Source organism: Verrucosispora sp. WMMD703, assembly GCF_049178935.1.
GTDB classification, from domain to species: Bacteria; Actinomycetota; Actinomycetes; order Mycobacteriales; family Micromonosporaceae; genus Micromonospora; species Micromonospora sediminimaris.
Genome location: NZ_JBMHMM010000004.1, coordinates 3,365,311 through 3,381,728 on the forward strand (window position 1 = coordinate 3,365,311; position 16,418 = coordinate 3,381,728).

Here is a 16,418-nt window from a genome sequence, read left to right on the forward strand (position 1 = left end):
ACATAGCAGTTGATCACACTGTCGCGGTGCCCATCGCGCGTGACCACATCATGTCCGAGCCCGGCGTCGGCTCCTGCCCGGATTGCGCCAGCACGGAGCTGCGGACCGTCGTCGATCAGCCACCCTGGTGCGGACGTTGTGAGTGGAACCTCGACGTCGCCGCTTCGAGTGCCGTCGGCCGTCTCGGCCGGTCTCTCGAACGGCTCGATCGTCGTGCCGGGTTCCGGGCGGACCGCCGCCTGGCCCACATGGCCACGCAGTTGGGTGCTTCCCACTCCTGGCTGACGCCTGCCTTCCTGCTGCTCGTGCTGGTCTCGTTCGCGCTGGTGCTTCTTCCGTTAGGTGCGCTGGCCGCCGCCGTGTGGCTGCTGGTCGACGGCGTGGGGCCGTTGATTCTGCCGCTGCTGCTCGCCGCCGTGGCCTACGCGCTGCGTCCCCGCCTGGGCAGCGTCCGACAGGTGGTCAAAGGCACCTACCGGTTGACTCCGCAGCGACAGGCGGCGCTGCACCGTCTGGTCGAACAGGTCGGCGACTCTGTCGGCGCACCGAAGCCCGACCTCATAGTGCTCAACGGCGAGTGGAACGCGGCGGCGGCAGTCGTCGGGGTGCGCAGGACCCGAGTACTGCTGCTCGGTGTACCGCTGCTCGTGGGCCTGTCGCCGCAGGAGATGGTGGCACTGATCGGTCACGAACTCGGACACTTCCGCTGGGCCGACTCCCGCCGTCGTCTCCTCACGCAGCCGGCCCGGACCTTCTTCGGCATGCTCGCGACCGTGACCCGGCCGCCACACGGAGACGCGCACGACAGGGACGTGGCGGGTATCTACGCCCTCTTCTACACACTCTGGCAGTTGGTCGGAGGTGCCGTCAGCTGGCTGCTGTTCGCCGTACACCTCGCGATGAACACGCTCGATGCCCGGGAGGGGCGTCGAGCGGAGGTGCGAGCCGACGCGATGGCGGCGAGTGCGGCGGGCAGCACCGCGGCTCTCAGCATGATCGACGTCTTGGCGTTGTCGCCTCTGCTGTCGCCTCTCGTCACCGCGCATCCAACGCCGGGGGTCGCGATGGATGTGTGGCGGCGGGCCATCGCCACCACCCGTGCGGAGCAGGCAGTGCGGCTGCCGATGCTGCGTCAGCTCACCATCCGCGAGTACGCGTCACTGCTCGCCAGCCATCCGGCGCCGGGCCGGCGGCACCAGGTGATCTCGGGAATGCCCCACCGGGACGCCTCGGTCGTGGTCACCCCCGACGAAGCGGCCTCCCTCGATGCCGAGCTGCGGCCATTCGTCGAGGCGCTGCGCAAGCAACTCGCGCAGGCGTACGACCTGTGACCGTGGCCGCCTGAGGCTCACCCGGCGGGGACGTCCCGGCGGCGGTACTGGTCGCCGGTCGGGTGCTTGCCGGCAAGAAATGAATGATGGTTCAATCCTTTGGTGGCCTACCGGAGCACGGAGCGGGTGAAGGCGCGGCTGACCGCCTCGCGGGAACGCATCGTGGCCGCCGCGATCGACATCCTGGCCGATGACGGCTATGCCGGCTGCGCGGTCGCTGCCGTCGCGGCGCGGGCCGGGGTGGCGACCGGCAGCGTGTACCGTCACTTTCCCGCCAAGGCCGACCTCGTCGCCGAGGTGTTCCGTTCCGCCAGCCAGCGCGAGATCGACGCCGTCACCCGGGCCGCCGCGGCCGAGAGCACGGCCGCGGCGCGGGTCCGCGCGGTCATCGAAACCTTCGCCGGCCGGGCCCTACGGTCGCCACGGCTGGCGTACGCCCTGCTCGCCGAGCCGGTCGATCCGGCGGTGGAGGCGCAGCGACTGGTCTTCCGGCGTGCCCACGCGGCGCTGCTGGCCGGCTACATCGCCGACGGGGTGGCCGACGGTGAGCTGCCGGCGCAGGATCCCGAGCTGACCTCCACCGCAGTGGTCGGCGCGCTGGCTGAGGCGATGGTCGGCCCGCTGGCCGCCGGCGTCGCCGGCCCGGACACCGTCGGCGGCCTGATCACCTTCATCCACCGCGCGTTGGGAGTCCCGTCGTGAGCACACACGAGGTGTTCAACCAGGTGCCGCCGCTGGTCAGCCACGACACGGCGGACGAGCCCGCGCTGCTCGACGCGCTGGCCCGGGAGGGGGCCGACTGGGCCACGGCCGAGGTGCACGAACTCGGCCGGCTGGCCGGCACCGAACAGGCGGTCGAGCACGGCCGGCTGGCCAACGAACATCCGCCGGTGCTGCGTACCCACGACCGGTACGGACACCGGGTCGACGAGGTGGAGTTCCACCCCTCCTGGCACGAGTTGATGCGTACCGCCGTGGCGCACGGCCTGCACGCCGCTCCCTGGGCCGACGAGCGACCCGGCGCGCATGTCGCCCGGGCCGCGAAGTTCCACGTCTGGCGACCCGACGCCGGCCATGGTTGCCCGATCTCGATGACGTACGCGGCGGTACCGGCGCTGCGGCACGCCCCCGACCTGGCCGCTCGCTACGAACCGCTGCTCACCGCCCGCAGCTACGATTTCGGGCTGCGTGAACCGCAGCGCAAGCAGGGGCTGCTCGCGGGCATGTCGATGACCGAGAAGCAGGGCGGGTCGGACGTCCGGGCGAACACCACGACGGCCCGCCCGACGCCCGACGGCAGCTACCGGCTGGTCGGGCACAAGTGGTTCACCTCAGCGCCGATGTGCGACCTCTTCCTCACCCTCGCCCAGGCGCCGGGCGGGCTCACCTGCTTCCTGGTCCCGCGGGTGCTTCCCGACGGCACCCGGAACCCGATGCGGCTGATGCGGCTGAAGGACAAGCTCGGCAACCGCTCCAACGCCTCCGCCGAGGTGGAGTACGACGAGGCGGTGGCCTGGCGGGTCGGCGACGAGGGCCGGGGCGTCCGCACCATCATCGACATGGTGAACCTGACCCGGTTGGACTGCGTGATCGGTGCGGCCTCCGGCATGCGCCACGGGGTCGTCACCGCCACCCATCACGCCGCGCACCGGCGGGCGTTCGGTCGGTACCTCGTGGATCAGCCGCTGATGCGCAACGTCCTGGCCGACCTGGCGGTGGAGTCCGAGGCCGCCACGGTGCTGATGATGCGCCTGGCCGGGGCGACCGACCGTTCGGCACGTGGCGACGCGGCCGAGACGGCGTTCAAGCGGATCGCCCTCGCCGTGGGCAAGTACTGGGTCTGCAAGCGGTGGCCCGGTCACGCCGCGGAGGCCCTGGAGTGCCTGGGCGGGAACGGCTACGTGGAGGAGTCCGGGATGCCGCGGCTGTTCCGCGAATCGCCGCTGAACTCCATCTGGGAGGGCTCGGGGAACGTCGCCGCGCTGGACGTGCTGCGGGCGCTGGCCGGCCAGCCCGAGGTGCTGGCGGCGTTCCAGTCGGAGGTGGACGCCGCCGCGGGCGCTGACGCCCGGCTCGACGCCGCGGTCCGCCAGGTGCGGGCGGCCCTGGCCGATCCGGCCGATCTGGAGGTACGTGCCCGCCGGGTGGTCGAACAACTGGCGCTGGTGTTGCAGGGGGCGCTGTTGGTGCGTCACGGTCACCCGGCGGTCGCCGACGCCTTCTGCGCGTCCCGGCTCGGTGGCGACCGGGGGCATGCCTACGGCACGTTGCCGGCCGGCGTCGACTTCGCCGCGATCATCGACCGGGCCACCCCGAAGGTGGGCTGACCGGTCCGGCGCCGCCGCGGTGGGCGGCGACGCCGGAGCCGGGGGATCAGCAGTAGAGGTTCGCTCCGGCGGGCACCCCGAGGATGCCCACGAACTGCTGGTACCGGGTGACCCGACTCTGCACCTGGGCGGGGTTGCCGCCGTTGCACTCGATCGAGCCGTTGATGCTGCGGATGGTCTGCCCGAAGCCGGCCCCGGTGACCATCGCGTTGTGCGCGGTCATCGTGCCGGGCCCGTGCTGCGTCATCCAGTACCAGATGGCGGTCTTCCAGGCCACGGCAGCGTCGTTCTGCACCAGCCACGGGTTCGTCAGCAGCGGCAGCCCGAGGGCGGCGCCGGCCGCGTTGTAGTTGAAGTTCCAGCTCAGTTGGATCGGCCCGCGCCCGTAGTAGGCGGCCTGGCCAGCCGGGCAGCCGTACGGCTGGCCGCTGTCGCAGTAGTGCGGGTAGTTGGCGGTGTTCTGCTCCACGATGTGCACCAGGCCGCCGGTCTCGTGGTAGACGTTCGCCAGGAAGGCCGCCGCCTCCTGTCGCTGCACGGTGGCACTACCGGTGCGCGCGAACGCCGGGTAGGCGCTCAGCGCATTGATCAGCCCGGAGTACGTGTAGAAGGAGTTCCGGTTCGGGAACATCTGACGGAACTGGGCCTCGCTGACCACGAAGCCACCCGGGTTGGTCGGTGGCGGGCTGCTGGTGGGCGGCGTGCCCGAGCAGGTGTACGGGTTCCAGTACCAGGTGCTGATGATCGGGTCGTAGCCGGGATTGTCGTGCTCGGCGATGTAGTACTGGCCGTTGGTGTACCGCACGATGCTGCCGGCCGGGTACCAGGTGCCGGCGATCCAGTTGGGATGGTTGCAGGTGCCGCCCGGGGGCGGCGGGGTGCTGCCGCCGCAGGCGCCGAGATCCTGCCAGACTCCGGTGGTGCCGGGCGGGGCCTCGCTCTGCGTCCACCACTTCGCCTGGTAGTTGCGGCCGTTGTGGGAGACCTGCATGCCCGAGGTGTAGACCGCGGCGGACTGCCACGGGGTGGCACAGGCGGCGGCGGAGGCGGCGGTCGACGGGATGACCGCCAGCAGCGCGCCGGTGAGCGTCAGTGCCGCGAGCGCGGCCAGGGCGCGCAATCTCGACATGCGATCACTCCTTTCCGGGGGGAGTGGTACGTCGAGAGCCGGAACGGTCATCGACGACTGTGATGGTAACACCCACTGTTCATAAACCTTACTATTAGTTCCGAGCAGTGAACCGGGCGTTGAGCCGGACCGATTGCTGTGGGATTCTTGGACGCCGATGCGTTGTCGCGCGTGTGAGTGACCGTCGCTCGATGGGCAACCGGGACCGTCACGGTTCCGGGGGGTGACGGCCGAAGACGGATTCGTCTCCGATCCATCGGCCCCGGGTCCGGCACGTCGGGCTCGGGGCCGGTGGGTCTCCGCGTGACCAACGAAGGAAGATCATGAAACTCTCGGACCGGCACGGGGTTCGACACCTGGCCCGACCTCGACCATCCGTCCGACGCGCGCACTCCTTCTTCGCGGTCGGCCTGCTGCTCGGCACGGCACTGGTCGGGATCGACCAACCGAACGCCGTCGCGGCGAGCACGTCGGCGGCGATCACAGTGAATGCCCGAGCCGGGCTGGCCACCGTGCCCGACACCGCGCTCGGCGTCAACCACGCCATCTGGGACTCGCAGCTGGGCACCACCGAGACGTCGGACCTGCTGCGGACGGCCGGTGTGCAGATGATGCGTTATCCCGGCGGCTCCTACGCCGACATCTACCACTGGGAGGACCACACCGCGCCCGGCGGCTACGTCGCCCCCGGCACCGACTTCGACACCTTCATGGCCGGTGTGCGGCGGGCCGGCGCCCAGCCGATGATCATCGCGAACTACGGCACCGGCACCCCGGAGGAAGCGGCCGAGTGGGTCCGGTACGCGAACGTGACGAAGGGCTACGACGCCCGGTACTGGACGGTCGGCAACGAGAACTACGGCAACGGCCACTACGGGTCGGCGTGGGAGGCCGACCACCACCCCGACAAGAGCGCCACCTACTACGCGAACCTGGTGGTCGAGTACGCGGACGCGATGAAGGCCGTGGACCCGAGCATCAAGGTCGGCGCGGTGCTCACCATGCCGGCGAACTGGCCCGACGGGCTGACCGCTGGTGACGATCCGGGACCGTGGAACCAGACCGTGCTGGACATCGCCGGCCAGAAGATCGACTTCGTTGACGTGCACTGGTACCCGGGTGGCAGCGCCGCCGAATCGCTGCCCCGGACCAGCCACATCACCGACGCGGTCCACCTGCTCCGGGAGCAGATCACCAGGTACGCCGGCCCGGACGCCGGGCGCATCGGCATCAGCCTCACCGAGGTGAACGTCACCTCCCAGGGCATGACCAGCCAGCCGGCCGCGCTGTTCCTCGCCGACGCGTACAGCGGGCTGTTGGCCAACGGTGTGTTCACCGTCCACTGGTGGAACGTGCGCAACGGCATCGGGCAGGTGTCGACAGTGGCCGGGCAGACCGACTACGGCGACTTCGGCATGCTCTCCAGCGGCACCTGCACCTCGGACGGATCGGTCTGCGAGCCGCCGTTGAACACCCCCTTCGCCGCATACCACGGGCTGTCGATGATGAGCCGCTTCGCCCGCACCGGCGATCAGTTCATCCGGGCGGCCAGCGACGACCCGCTGGTGGCCGCACACGCGGTACGCCGGGCCAACGGCGAGGTCGCGGTGCTGCTGGTGAACCGGGATCCGGACAACGCCCACGAGGTGACCATCGACTACGCCGGCTTCGCCCCGTCGAGTGGGGAGCCGACGGTGCACACCCACACCAACGGCGCCACCGCCATCACCACCAGCCGGTCCGGCAGCGCGACCAGCCGGACCCTGCCGCCGTACTCGCTGACCACGCTCGTGGTGCAGTCAGCCGCTCCGGCCACCGGGCACCCCAGCGCACCGGGGCAGCCCACGGCCACCGAGGTCACCGACCGGACCGCGACGATCTCCTGGCCGGCGGCGACCCGGGGCGCGAGCCCGATCGCCAAGTACGAGGTGCACCGGCAGTACGGCGCGGTCAGCGAGCAGCTCGGCGAGACCTCGGGCACCTCGCTGACCGTGGACAACCTCGTCCCCGGGCGCAGGTACACGGTCAACGTGCTGACCCGGGACACCGCCGGCCGGGTCTCGTGGGCGTCGCCGCCGCTGACCTTCACCACCGGCGCCCCGGCCACCAGCAGCTGCGGCGTCCGCTTCACCCGCACCACGGACTGGGGCAACGGTTACGTGGCGAACGTCGACATCGTCAACAACACCGACACCGAGATCGACGGCTGGACGCTGACCTGGACCTGGCCGACGACGTGGCAGCGGGTGGGCAGCGGCTGGAGCGCGAACTGGGAGCAGGTCGACACCACCGTCCGGGTCACCAGCACCGACGACAACCGTCGGATACCCGCCGAGGGTGGTACGAGCGCCGGCTTCGTCGGGGAGTACAGCGGGCCGAACGTGACACCTACCGCCTTCCGGCTCAACGGCACCCTCTGCGCCGTGCTGTGAGGCCGCCGGCGTCGTCGGTGGCGGCATCGCGCTCCACCGACGACGCCGGGACTGGTGATTTTGCCGATGCGGGGCTGGTGGGACGCCCCAAACACTGATCGCAGTCGATACAACTCCAACCCAAGGGAGTATCCGACGTGCGATCTACCACCACCACCCGTCCCCGTTCCCTCTCCCTCCTGGCCCGGCTGGCGATGGCCGCCGTCGTGGCCACCGGTGGCGTCGTCGCCGCCTCGTCCCCAGTCCAGGCCGCCAACCCGTACGAGCGGGGACCGGCACCGACAAACGCCATCCTGGAGGCCAGCCGCGGCCCGTTCGCCACCTCGTCGACGAGCGTCTCCTCGCTGGTCAGCGGCTTCGGCGGCGGCGTCATCTACTACCCGACCACCACCACGGCGGGCACCTTCGGCGCGGTGGCCATCTCGCCCGGCTACACCGCCTCCTGGTCGAGCCTGGACTGGCTCGGCCCGCGGATCGCCTCGCACGGCTTCGTGGTCATCGGCATCGACACGATCACCCGGTTCGACCAGCCGAGCAGCCGGGGTCGGCAGTTGTTGGCCGCGCTGGACTACCTGACCGAGCGCAGTTCGGTGCGCGGCCGGATCGACGCCAGTCGGCTGGCCGTGGCCGGGCACTCGATGGGTGGTGGCGGCAGCCTGGAGGCTGCGGCGAGCCGGCCGTCGTTGCAGGCCGCCGTGCCGCTGGCGCCGTGGAACCTGACCAAGAACTGGTCCAACCTGCGGGTGCCGACGCTGATCGTCGGCGGCGAGTACGACACCGTGGCCTCGGTCTCGTCGCACTCCGAGCCGTTCTACAACAGCATCCCGGCCTCGGCGGAGAAGGCGTACCTCGAACTCAACGGCGAAGGTCACTTCTTCCCCAACACGGTAAACACCCCCACCGCCAAGCAGATGGTGGCCTGGCTCAAGCGGTTCGTCGACGACGACACCCGGTACGAGCAGTTCCTCTGCCCGGGGCCGAGCGGCCTGGCGATCGAGGAGTACCGCGACACCTGCCCGCACTGAGGTCGGTCCGGGGCGGTCGCGTCGCGTCCGCCCCGGCCGTCCGGCCGCCGGTCTTCCGTCCCGTGGACCGGCGGCCTTATATTGCATCAGCAGTGCAAAAATATTGGAGGTGGCGAGTGTCCGACCACACGGCCGACGGGCTGCGCGGGCTGGTCGCCGCGTTCCTGCGGAGGCACGATCCGAGCGGTGACCGCACCGGCTTCCTGCGCGCTCGCTTCGACGCCGGACTGGCCTGGGTGCATCACCCGCCGGGTCGCGGAGGCCTGGGCGCACCGCCGCATCTCCAGGCGGTGGTGGACGACGCCTTCGCCGCGGCCGGTGCGCCGGACAACCAGCCCCGGCGCAACAGCATCGGGCTCGGCATGGCCGCGCCCACCCTGCTGCGGCACGCAAGTGAGGCCCAGTGCCGGCGCTGGCTGCGACCGTTGTGGACCGGCGAGGAGGTGTGGTGCCAGCTGTTCAGCGAGCCCGATGCCGGCTCCGACCTGGCGAGCCTGCGTACCCGGGCGGTGCCCGACGGCGACGGCTGGGTGGTCGACGGGCAGAAGGTGTGGACGTCGCTGGCCCACGAGGCGCGCTGGGCGATCCTGCTGGCCCGCACCGACCCCGCCGCACCGAAGCATCACGGCCTCACCTACTTCGTCTGTGACATGGCGGCGCCGGGGGTGCAGGTGCGGCCACTACGGCAGGCCACCGGTGAGGCAGAGTTCAACGAGGTGTTCCTGACCGGTGTCCGGATACCCGACACCCACCGCATCGGCGAGGTCGGACACGGTTGGCGGATCGCCCGCACCACCCTGATGAACGAACGGGTCGCCATCGGCGGCCGGCCGCTGCCCCGGGAGGGCGGGATGGTCGGGGTGCTGGCCCGGCTGTGGCGGGAGCGACCGGACCTGCGCACCGGTGGCCTGCACGAGGAGGTGCTGCGCGCGTGGGTGCGCGCCGAAGCCGCCCGGCTGGCCGCGCTGCGTCTGCGCCAACTGGTCGCCGCCGGCCAACCCGGCCCCGAGGGTTCGGCGGTGAAGCTCTCCTTCGCCGAGCTGAGCCAGCGGATCAGCGGGCTGGAGGTCGAGTTGCGCGGCGCCGAGGGGCTGCGGCACGACGACTGGACGATGCGGCGGCCGGTGGCCCCGGACCTGCTCGGCCGCACCGCCACCTATCGATATCTACGCGCCCGGGGTAACTCCATCGAGGGCGGCACGTCGGAGATCCTGCGCACCATCATCGCCGAGCGGGTGCTCGGGCTGCCCGCCGAGCCCCGGGTGGACCGATGACCGACCTGCTCTACGACTCCGACGAGGAGGCGCTGCGCGGCAGCGTCCGCGCCCTGCTGGCCACGCACGCACCGTGGCAGCGCATCCTCGCCGCCGTCGACGCCGGTGCGTCGTACGACGCGGAGCTGTGGCGTCGGCTGGTCGACCAGACCGGGGTGACCGGCCTGGTGGTGCCGGCCGAGCACGGTGGCGCCGGGGCCGGGTTCCGCGAGGTCGCGGTGGTGCTGGAGGAACTGGGCCGAGCGGTCGCGCCGGTGCCTTTCCTGGGCACCGTCGTGGCCACCCGGGCGCTGCTCGCCTGCGGCGAGTCCACGCTGCTGCGTCAGGTCGCGGCCGCCGAACGCGACGTGGCGCTGGCCGTCGGTCTCGCCACCGCGCCCGACGCGGCTCCCGGCGCGGTCACCGCCGGCCCCGGGCCGACGCTTTCCGGCCGGGTGGCCGGCGTCGCCGACACCGCGCCGCCTGGCCTGCTGCTGGTCCCGACCGGCGACGGACTGTACGCGGTGGACGCCGCCGATCCGGCGGTGCGGACGACTCCCGTGGTGTCGCTGGATGCCACCCGACCGCTCGTCGACATCGAGTTCACCGCCGCGCCCGCCCGCCGGGTCGCGGCGGGCGAGGTGGCCGCGACGGCGGTGCGGGCGGCGCTCACCGCGGGTGCGGCGCTGCTCGCCTCCGAACAGGTCGGGGTGGCGCAGTGGTGTCTGGACACGACGGTGGACTACGTGCGGCAGCGTCGACAGTTCGGCCGACCGGTCGGCTCGTTCCAGGCGGTCAAGCACCGGCTGGCCGACCTCTGGGTGGAGCTGACCGAGGCTCGGGCGGTGGCCCGGTACGCGGCCGCCAACGCCGCCGGTTCCGAGGCGTCGTTGGCCGCCGCGTTGGCGCAGGCGTACTGCGGCCCGGTGGCGGTCCGGGCGGCGGAGGTCTGCGTCCAGTTGCACGGTGGGCTGGGCTTCACCTGGGAGCACCCGGCCCATCTCTATCTCAAGCGGGCCAAGAGCGCCGCGATCGCCTTCGGCACCGCCGACCGGCACCGGGCCGCCCTGGCCCGGCTGGTCGACCTGCCCGGGCCGGGCACCGCCGAGGGCGTCACGAGTCGCAGTACCGACAGGTAACAACCAGGCATCGAGGGTGTTGACGAAACACGCGAGAAACGTACACTCCGAGTGTAATAATATGGCGGCGAGGCGAGGAGCGGGCTGATGGCGGACGGTCTCGCACTGCACCAGGTCGGCGTCCGCTTCGGCGGCCTCATCGCCCTCGACGACGTCTCGTTGACGGTCGGGCCGGGCGAGGTGGTCGGGGTGATCGGTCCGAACGGGGCCGGCAAGACCACGCTGTTCAACGTCGTCTGCGGCTTCGCCACCGCGCACACCGGCACACTCACCCTCGACGGCCGGCCCTTTCGACCACGGCCGCACCGGCTGACCCGGCTGGGCATCGCCCGGACGTTGCAGGGCACCGGCCTGTTCGCCGGGCTCACCGTGCTGGAGAACGTGATGGCCGGGGCCACCCACACCGCCCGCACCGGGCTGATACCGGCCCTGCTGGGTCTGCCTCGCAGCGACCGCGACGAGCGCCGGCTGCGCGAGCACGCCCGCGCCGTCCTGGCCGACCTGGGCATCACGGAGTACGCCGACGCCGCGCCGGACACCCTTCCGTTCGCGGTACGCCAGCGGGTCGCGCTCGCCCGCGCGCTGGCCGCGCGCCCCCGGCTGCTGCTGCTCGACGAGCCGGCCGGCGGCCTCGGCGCGGACGACGTGGACAGCCTCGCGGAGCTGATCCGGGGGCTGCCGCACCGGGCCTCCGACCCCTGCGCGGTACTGCTCGTGGAACACCACATGGACCTGGTCATGGCGGTCTGTGACCGGATCGTGGTGCTCGACTTCGGGCGGGTCGTCGCCACCGGGCCGCCCGAGGCGGTCCGCGAGGATCCGGCCGTGGTGGACGCCTACCTCGGCGCGGCTCTCGACGAGGCCGCGTAGTGGCCGGCGACCTGCTCACCGCCGAGGCCCTGGCCGCCGGTTACGGGCCGGTGCCGGTGCTGCACGACGTCGACCTGCGGGTGCCCCCCGGCACCATCGCCGCCGTCATCGGCGCCAACGGCGCCGGCAAGACCACCCTGTTGCGCACCCTGTCGGGCATGCTGCGCCCGACCGCCGGTCGGATCCTCCTCGACGGCCGCGACCTGCGCGGCACCCCGGTCGAGCAACTCGTCCGGCGCGGCGTCGCGCACGTGCCGGAGGGGCGCGGCGTGATCGGCGAACTCACCGTGGAGGAGAACCTCCGGCTCGGCGCGTTGTGGCGGCGGGACCGCAGCGACGCCGCGCGCGCCCTCGACGAGGTCTATCAGCTGTTCGAGCCGCTGGCCTCGCGGCGGCGACACCTCGGCCACCAGCTCTCCGGTGGCGAACGGCAGATGCTGGCCCTCGGTCGGGCGCTGGTCGGCCGGCCCCGCCTGCTGCTGCTGGACGAACCGTCACTCGGCCTGGCGCCGCGGGTGGTGGCCCAGACCATGGCGTTGCTGCGCCAGCTGCGCGACGACACCGGGCTGACCGTGCTGCTGGTCGAGCAGAACGTGCGCAGCGCCCTGGCCGTCGCCGACCAGGGCATCGTGATGTCGCTCGGCCGGGTCGCGCTGGCCGCCCCGGCCGCCCGGCTGCGCGACGACGCCGACCTGCGCCACGCCTACCTCGGATTCTGAAGCGCAAGGAGGACCGTGGACCGCTTCCTCTTCCTCACCCTCGACGGCCTGTCGAGGGGCGCGGTCTACGCCGCGTTCGCACTCGCCCTGGTGCTCATCTGGCGGGCCGGGCGGATCGTCAACTTCGCCCAGGGCGCGATGGCGGTGGCCGCCGCGTACGTCGCGTACAGCGTCACCGCCGTGACCGGCTCGTACTGGCTCGGCTTCGGCGCGGCGCTGCTGGCCGGGCTGCTGCTCGGCGCGGTCGTGGACGTCGCGGTGATGCGGCTGGTGGACCACCGGTCACCGCTCAATCCGGTGATCGTGGCGCTCGGGCTGGTCCTGCTGATCCAGGCGATCCTCGGCATGGTGTACGGCAACGAGTACCTGCCGGCCCGGACACCGTTCAGCCGGACCGCGCTGACGGTCGGCGGCACGGCCGTGCTGTCCCCGTACGACCTGTTCGTCTTCGCCACCGTCGGGGTGGTCGGCGCGGCCCTGGTCTGGGTCTTCACCCGGACGGCGATCGGGCTGCGGATGCGCGCCGCGGCGTTCGCACCCGAGGTGTCCCGGCTGCTCGGGGTGAACGTGGGCGGCATGCTCACCCTCGGCTGGGCGCTGGCCTCGGGTGTCGGCGCCCTGGCCGGGATGCTGGTCATCCCCACCGAACTGGGGCTGCATCCGCACGCGATGGACCTGGTCTTCGTCTCCGCGTTCACCGCCGCGGTGCTCGGCGGGCTGGACAGCCCGCCCGGCGCGGTCGTCGGCGGTCTCGGTGTCGGCCTGCTGCTGTCCTACGTCAGCGGGTACGCCGGCGGCGATCTCATCCCGCTCGCGGTGCTCGCGCTGCTGCTGACGGTGCTGCTGTTACGCCCCGGTGGGCTGTTCGCCCCGGTCGCCGCGAGGCGGGTGTGAGCGCCACCCGGGCGGCGACACCGCCCACCCGGCACGCCGCCGTCGATCCCGTTCGCCCCGGCCGGTCACTGCCGACCCTGGTGCGCCACCTCGCCGTCGCGACCGGCGTCGCCCTGCTGGTGCTGGCGGTCAGCTATCAACTCGACTCGTTCCGCAACTACCAACTGGCCACGGTGGCGGCCTACCTCTGCGCCACCGCCGGGCTGACCGTCCTGACCGGGCTCTGCGGGCAGCTCTCGCTGGGACACGGCGCGCTGATGGCCACCGGCGCCTACAGCCTCGCGCTGGTACAGAACGCCTTCGCCGATCGGGGTCTCACCGCCGGTGGGTGGCTGGCCGTGTCGCTGGTGGTGGCGGTGCTGGCCACCGTCGTCGTCGGCGCGGTCGTCGGGGTCGCCGCCGCCCGGCTGCGCGGGCCGTACCTGGCCGGGCTGACCCTGGCCGTGGCGGTGGTGGTGCCGGCGTTGACCGTCACCTTCGACGGGGTCTTCAACGGCGAACAGGGCCTGGCGGTGCCGGTGGCCCCGGCCCCGGCCGCGCTGGGCAGCTACTTCCCGCACGAGCGGTGGCAGCTCTGGATGGCCGCCGCGGCGTCCCTGATCTGCCTGGTGCTGCTGGCGAACCTGGTCCGCAGCCGCTACGGCCGCTCGTTCCGGGCGGTACGCGACGACGAGGTCGCCGCCCGGCTGGCCGGTATCCACGTGGCCCGTACCCAGGTGGTCGCGTTCGTGGTCAGCGCGGCCAGCGCTGGCCTCGGCGGGGCCCTGCTGGCGGTGCTCGCGCAGAGCGTGTCGCCCGGCGCGTTCGGCCTGACGTTGTCGCTGTTCCTGCTGATGGCCGTGGTCATCGGCGGTCTCGGTCGGATCGCCGGGGCGGCCTGGGGCGCCATCCTGCTGGTCGCGCTGCCCGATCTGACGCATTCCCTGACCAACCTGTTCACCCTCTCGCCGGCCGCGGCGCAGCGACTGGAGGGCAACCTGCCGCTGGCGATCTTCGGCAGCACGCTGATCGCGGTCATGATCGTCGCGCCGGGCGGTGTGCAGGGGTTGTTGTCCCGGCTGGCCAGGGCGATGCGCGCCCGCTGGCCGGTCGGGCGGTCGTAACCGTCGCACCTACTCACCCCAACCATCCATTTCGCACTACCGGACCGATGAAAGGTCGGTGTCCCATGCGAAGCACGGCACGGCGCGGTCTCGTGATCGCCACCACTCTCACCCTGTTGCTCACCTCTGCCGCGTGCGGCTCGGACGACGGTCCCGGTGCGGGAGCGCCGGTGCCCGGCGTCACCGACTCGGAGATCGTCGTCGGCACCCACATGCCGCTGACCGGTCCGGCATCCGCCGGCTATTCGAAGATCGCCCCGGCGACGAAGGCGTACTTCGACTACGTCAACGCCAACGGCGGCGTGCACGGCCGCAAGATCACGTACAAGATCATGGATGACGGGTACAACCCCGCCACCACCCAGCAGGTCGTCCGGCAGCTCGTCCTCCAGGACAAGGTCTTCGCCATCCTCAACGGCCTCGGCACGCCGACCCACACCGGCGTGCTGGACTTCCTGCACACCAACCGGGTGCCGGACCTCTTCGTCGCCTCCGGCAGCCGCAGCTGGGACCAGCCCGACCGCTATCCGAACACCTTCGGCTTCAACCCCGACTACACGGTCGAGGGCAAGATCCTGGCGAACCACGTGAAGACCACCCTGCCCGGTCGCAAGGTCTGCTTCCTCGGGCAGGACGACGACTTCGGCCGGGACGCGCTGGCCGGCGTGGAGAAGGTGCTCGGCGCCGACGGCGTGACCGACCGCCAGACCTACGTCACAAGCAACACAAACGTCGCGCCGCAGATCGGTGCGTTCAAGGCCGCCGGTTGCGAGGTGGTCATCCTGGCCACCGTGCCGGGCTTCACCGCCCTGTCCGTCGGCACCGCCGCCCGACTGGACTTCCGCCCCCAGTGGGTGGTGTCGAACGTGGGCGCCGACCACCCGACGCTGGCTCGCCAGCTCGGCGACGCCGCCGGGCTGCTGGAGGGCATGGTCGGTCTGAACTACCTGCCGATGCAGAACGACGCCGACGATCCGTGGATCCAGTTGTTCACCAAGGTCAACACGGAGCACAACGGCGGCGCGGAGTTCGACGGCAACACCGTCTACGGAATGGCGGTGGGCTACCTGTTCGTGCAGGTGCTCCAGGCCGCCGGCAAGGACCTCACCCGGGAGTCGCTTGTCGAAGCCGTCCGCAAGGGTGGCTACCAGGGGCCCGGGGTGGCGCCGTTGCGGTTCTCCGCCACCGACCACTCCGGTTACGGCGGCGGTCGGCTGAGCCGGGTCGAAGGGGGAGAGCAGCGCTACTTCGGTCCGACGTACGAGACCGACGAGTCCGACGGGCCGGTCAACGAGTACGCCACACCGCCGGTGCCGCCACCGGCGAACGGCGTGCCGAGCGCCTGATCCGCTCGCCCGGTGTGCACCGCCCGGCCCGATCCCGGTCGGTGCACACCGGCGAGCTGAGCCGACCCGCGCCGACCCGCCGCGATCCGCGGCGGCACCGGTGCGATCGGGCCGGCTCGTCCGGGCAGGGTCTCGGCAAACGCCTAGACTCGGCTCGCACGAAGGCGACGCCAGGGTGAGGGGGACGGCGGGGATGGTCAGTGCCGAGGCAGCCGGTCGGGTCGACGGGCGCACCGCCCGGGCCGAGCGCACCCGGGCGGCGATCGTCGAGGCGCATCTCGCGCTCATCTCCGAGGGAGACCTGCGCCCGACCGGCGAGCGCATCGCCGAGCGGGCCGGCATCTCCCTGCGTACGCTCTGGACCAACTTCAAGGACATGGAGACCCTGTTCGAGGCCAGCGGGGCGGAGCTGCTTCGTCAGCAGGACGCCGCGTGGCGGCCGATCTCGCCCAGCCTGCCGCTGGCCAAGCGGGTCGACGCGTTCTGCCGGCAGCGGGCGAAACTGCTGCAACTGATCGCGCCGTCGGCTCGGGCGGCACAGATGCGCGAACCGGTCTCCGCGCAGCTGCGCCGCAACCGCCTCAAACACATCGCCCGGGTACGCGACGAGGTCGAGCAGCTGTTCGCCGACGAGCTGGACCGCACCGGGCCGGCCCGGGACCAGGTGGTCAACGCCGTGGTGGCGGCGAGCACCTGGCCGGCGTGGTCGACCCTGCGCGACAGCCTCGGGTTGGGCGTGGACGCCGCCCGCGCGGTGATGGCCCGCACCGTCGGCGCGCTGCTCGCCGAGCCGGCCGACCGCTGACCCGGGCCGCCGCCACCCGACAATTCCCTCTTCTCAAGCGCCGAT

14 protein-coding genes are annotated in these 16,418 nt (G+C 71.9%); 13 read left to right on the top strand and 1 reads right to left on the bottom strand.

What is annotated here, in order from left to right:
* The first annotated feature begins 26 nt into the window (after window positions 1–26).
* From ACN26Z_RS15900 to ACN26Z_RS15910, 3 genes are all read left to right on the top strand, one after another.
* A complete protein-coding gene (locus tag ACN26Z_RS15900; RefSeq protein ID WP_421461968.1) occupies window positions 27–1,331 on the top strand; it encodes a M48 family metalloprotease in 1,305 nt (434 codons plus the stop codon).
* Window positions 1,332–1,433: 102 nt separating this feature from the next.
* The gene (locus ACN26Z_RS15905) at window positions 1,434–2,033 is read left to right on the top strand and encodes a TetR/AcrR family transcriptional regulator (protein ID WP_421461970.1); all 600 of its coding nucleotides are present in this window, start codon (window positions 1,434–1,436) and stop codon (window positions 2,031–2,033) included.
* Entirely contained in the window at window positions 2,030–3,658 is a 1,629-nt protein-coding gene (locus tag ACN26Z_RS15910) for an isovaleryl-CoA dehydrogenase (protein WP_421461972.1), read from the top strand. Before ACN26Z_RS15905 ends, ACN26Z_RS15910 begins: the two co-directional genes overlap by 4 nt.
* A 46-nt stretch (window positions 3,659–3,704) precedes the next feature.
* On the opposite strand, the gene ACN26Z_RS15915 is transcribed toward ACN26Z_RS15910, so the two are convergent.
* Window positions 3,705–4,787 carry a glycoside hydrolase family 19 protein gene (locus ACN26Z_RS15915; protein WP_421461974.1) on the bottom strand — a complete coding sequence of 361 codons (1,083 nt, stop codon included), beginning with the start codon at window positions 4,785–4,787 and terminating at the stop codon, window positions 3,705–3,707.
* A gap of 323 nt (window positions 4,788–5,110) precedes the next feature.
* Here ACN26Z_RS15915 and ACN26Z_RS15920 point away from each other — a divergent pair, with 323 nt between their 5' ends.
* The 10 genes from ACN26Z_RS15920 to ACN26Z_RS15965 all read left to right on the top strand — a co-directional run bounded on the left by ACN26Z_RS15920 (window position 5,111) and on the right by ACN26Z_RS15965 (window position 16,373).
* Window positions 5,111–7,219 carry a cellulose binding domain-containing protein gene (locus ACN26Z_RS15920; protein ID WP_421461976.1) on the top strand — a complete coding sequence of 703 codons (2,109 nt, stop codon included), beginning with the start codon at window positions 5,111–5,113 and terminating at the stop codon, window positions 7,217–7,219.
* Window positions 7,220–7,413: 194 nt separating this feature from the next.
* Window positions 7,414–8,244 carry an alpha/beta hydrolase family protein gene (locus ACN26Z_RS15925; protein ID WP_093402464.1) on the top strand — a complete coding sequence of 277 codons (831 nt, stop codon included), beginning with the start codon at window positions 7,414–7,416 and terminating at the stop codon, window positions 8,242–8,244.
* Window positions 8,245–8,360: 116 nt separating this feature from the next.
* Window positions 8,361–9,518 carry an acyl-CoA dehydrogenase family protein gene (locus tag ACN26Z_RS15930; protein ID WP_421461978.1) on the top strand — a complete coding sequence of 386 codons (1,158 nt, stop codon included), beginning with the start codon at window positions 8,361–8,363 and terminating at the stop codon, window positions 9,516–9,518.
* Entirely contained in the window at window positions 9,515–10,636 is a 1,122-nt protein-coding gene (locus ACN26Z_RS15935) for an acyl-CoA dehydrogenase family protein (RefSeq protein WP_421461980.1), read from the top strand. Before ACN26Z_RS15930 ends, ACN26Z_RS15935 begins: the two co-directional genes overlap by 4 nt.
* An 87-nt stretch (window positions 10,637–10,723) precedes the next feature.
* Entirely contained in the window at window positions 10,724–11,506 is a 783-nt protein-coding gene (locus ACN26Z_RS15940; protein WP_093402230.1) for an ABC transporter ATP-binding protein, read from the top strand.
* Window positions 11,506–12,225, top strand: coding sequence for an ABC transporter ATP-binding protein (locus tag ACN26Z_RS15945; RefSeq protein WP_093402231.1), 720 nt, complete (start codon window positions 11,506–11,508; stop codon window positions 12,223–12,225). The genes ACN26Z_RS15940 and ACN26Z_RS15945 overlap by 1 nt, the downstream gene beginning before the upstream one ends.
* A 15-nt stretch (window positions 12,226–12,240) precedes the next feature.
* The gene (locus ACN26Z_RS15950) at window positions 12,241–13,119 is read left to right on the top strand and encodes a branched-chain amino acid ABC transporter permease (RefSeq protein WP_093402232.1); all 879 of its coding nucleotides are present in this window, start codon (window positions 12,241–12,243) and stop codon (window positions 13,117–13,119) included.
* Window positions 13,116–14,222, top strand: coding sequence for a branched-chain amino acid ABC transporter permease (locus ACN26Z_RS15955; RefSeq protein ID WP_421461984.1), 1,107 nt, complete (start codon window positions 13,116–13,118; stop codon window positions 14,220–14,222). The genes ACN26Z_RS15950 and ACN26Z_RS15955 overlap by 4 nt, the downstream gene beginning before the upstream one ends.
* Before the next feature lie 65 nt (window positions 14,223–14,287).
* Complete coding sequence (locus tag ACN26Z_RS15960; RefSeq protein ID WP_282238606.1) at window positions 14,288–15,568, top strand: ABC transporter substrate-binding protein; 1,281 nt, start codon at window positions 14,288–14,290, stop codon at window positions 15,566–15,568.
* A gap of 193 nt (window positions 15,569–15,761) precedes the next feature.
* A complete protein-coding gene (locus tag ACN26Z_RS15965; protein WP_282238605.1) occupies window positions 15,762–16,373 on the top strand; it encodes a TetR/AcrR family transcriptional regulator in 612 nt (203 codons plus the stop codon).
* Window positions 16,374–16,418: the final 45 nt, after the last annotated feature.

Excerpts from the sequence above, each read along its gene's own strand:
- ACN26Z_RS15915 (WP_421461974.1), bottom strand. The coding sequence starts at position 4,787 with ATGTCGAGATTGCGCGCCCTGGCCGCGCTCGCGGCACTGACGCTCACC.
- ACN26Z_RS15920 (WP_421461976.1), top strand. The coding sequence starts at position 5,111 with ATGAAACTCTCGGACCGGCACGGGGTTCGACACCTGGCCCGACCTCGA.
- ACN26Z_RS15925 (WP_093402464.1), top strand. The coding sequence starts at position 7,414 with ATGGCCGCCGTCGTGGCCACCGGTGGCGTCGTCGCCGCCTCGTCCCCA.
- ACN26Z_RS15935 (WP_421461980.1), top strand. The coding sequence starts at position 9,515 with ATGACCGACCTGCTCTACGACTCCGACGAGGAGGCGCTGCGCGGCAGC.
- ACN26Z_RS15940 (WP_093402230.1), top strand. The coding sequence starts at position 10,724 with ATGGCGGACGGTCTCGCACTGCACCAGGTCGGCGTCCGCTTCGGCGGC.
- ACN26Z_RS15960 (WP_282238606.1), top strand. The coding sequence starts at position 14,288 with ATGCGAAGCACGGCACGGCGCGGTCTCGTGATCGCCACCACTCTCACC.
- ACN26Z_RS15965 (WP_282238605.1), top strand. The coding sequence starts at position 15,762 with ATGGTCAGTGCCGAGGCAGCCGGTCGGGTCGACGGGCGCACCGCCCGG.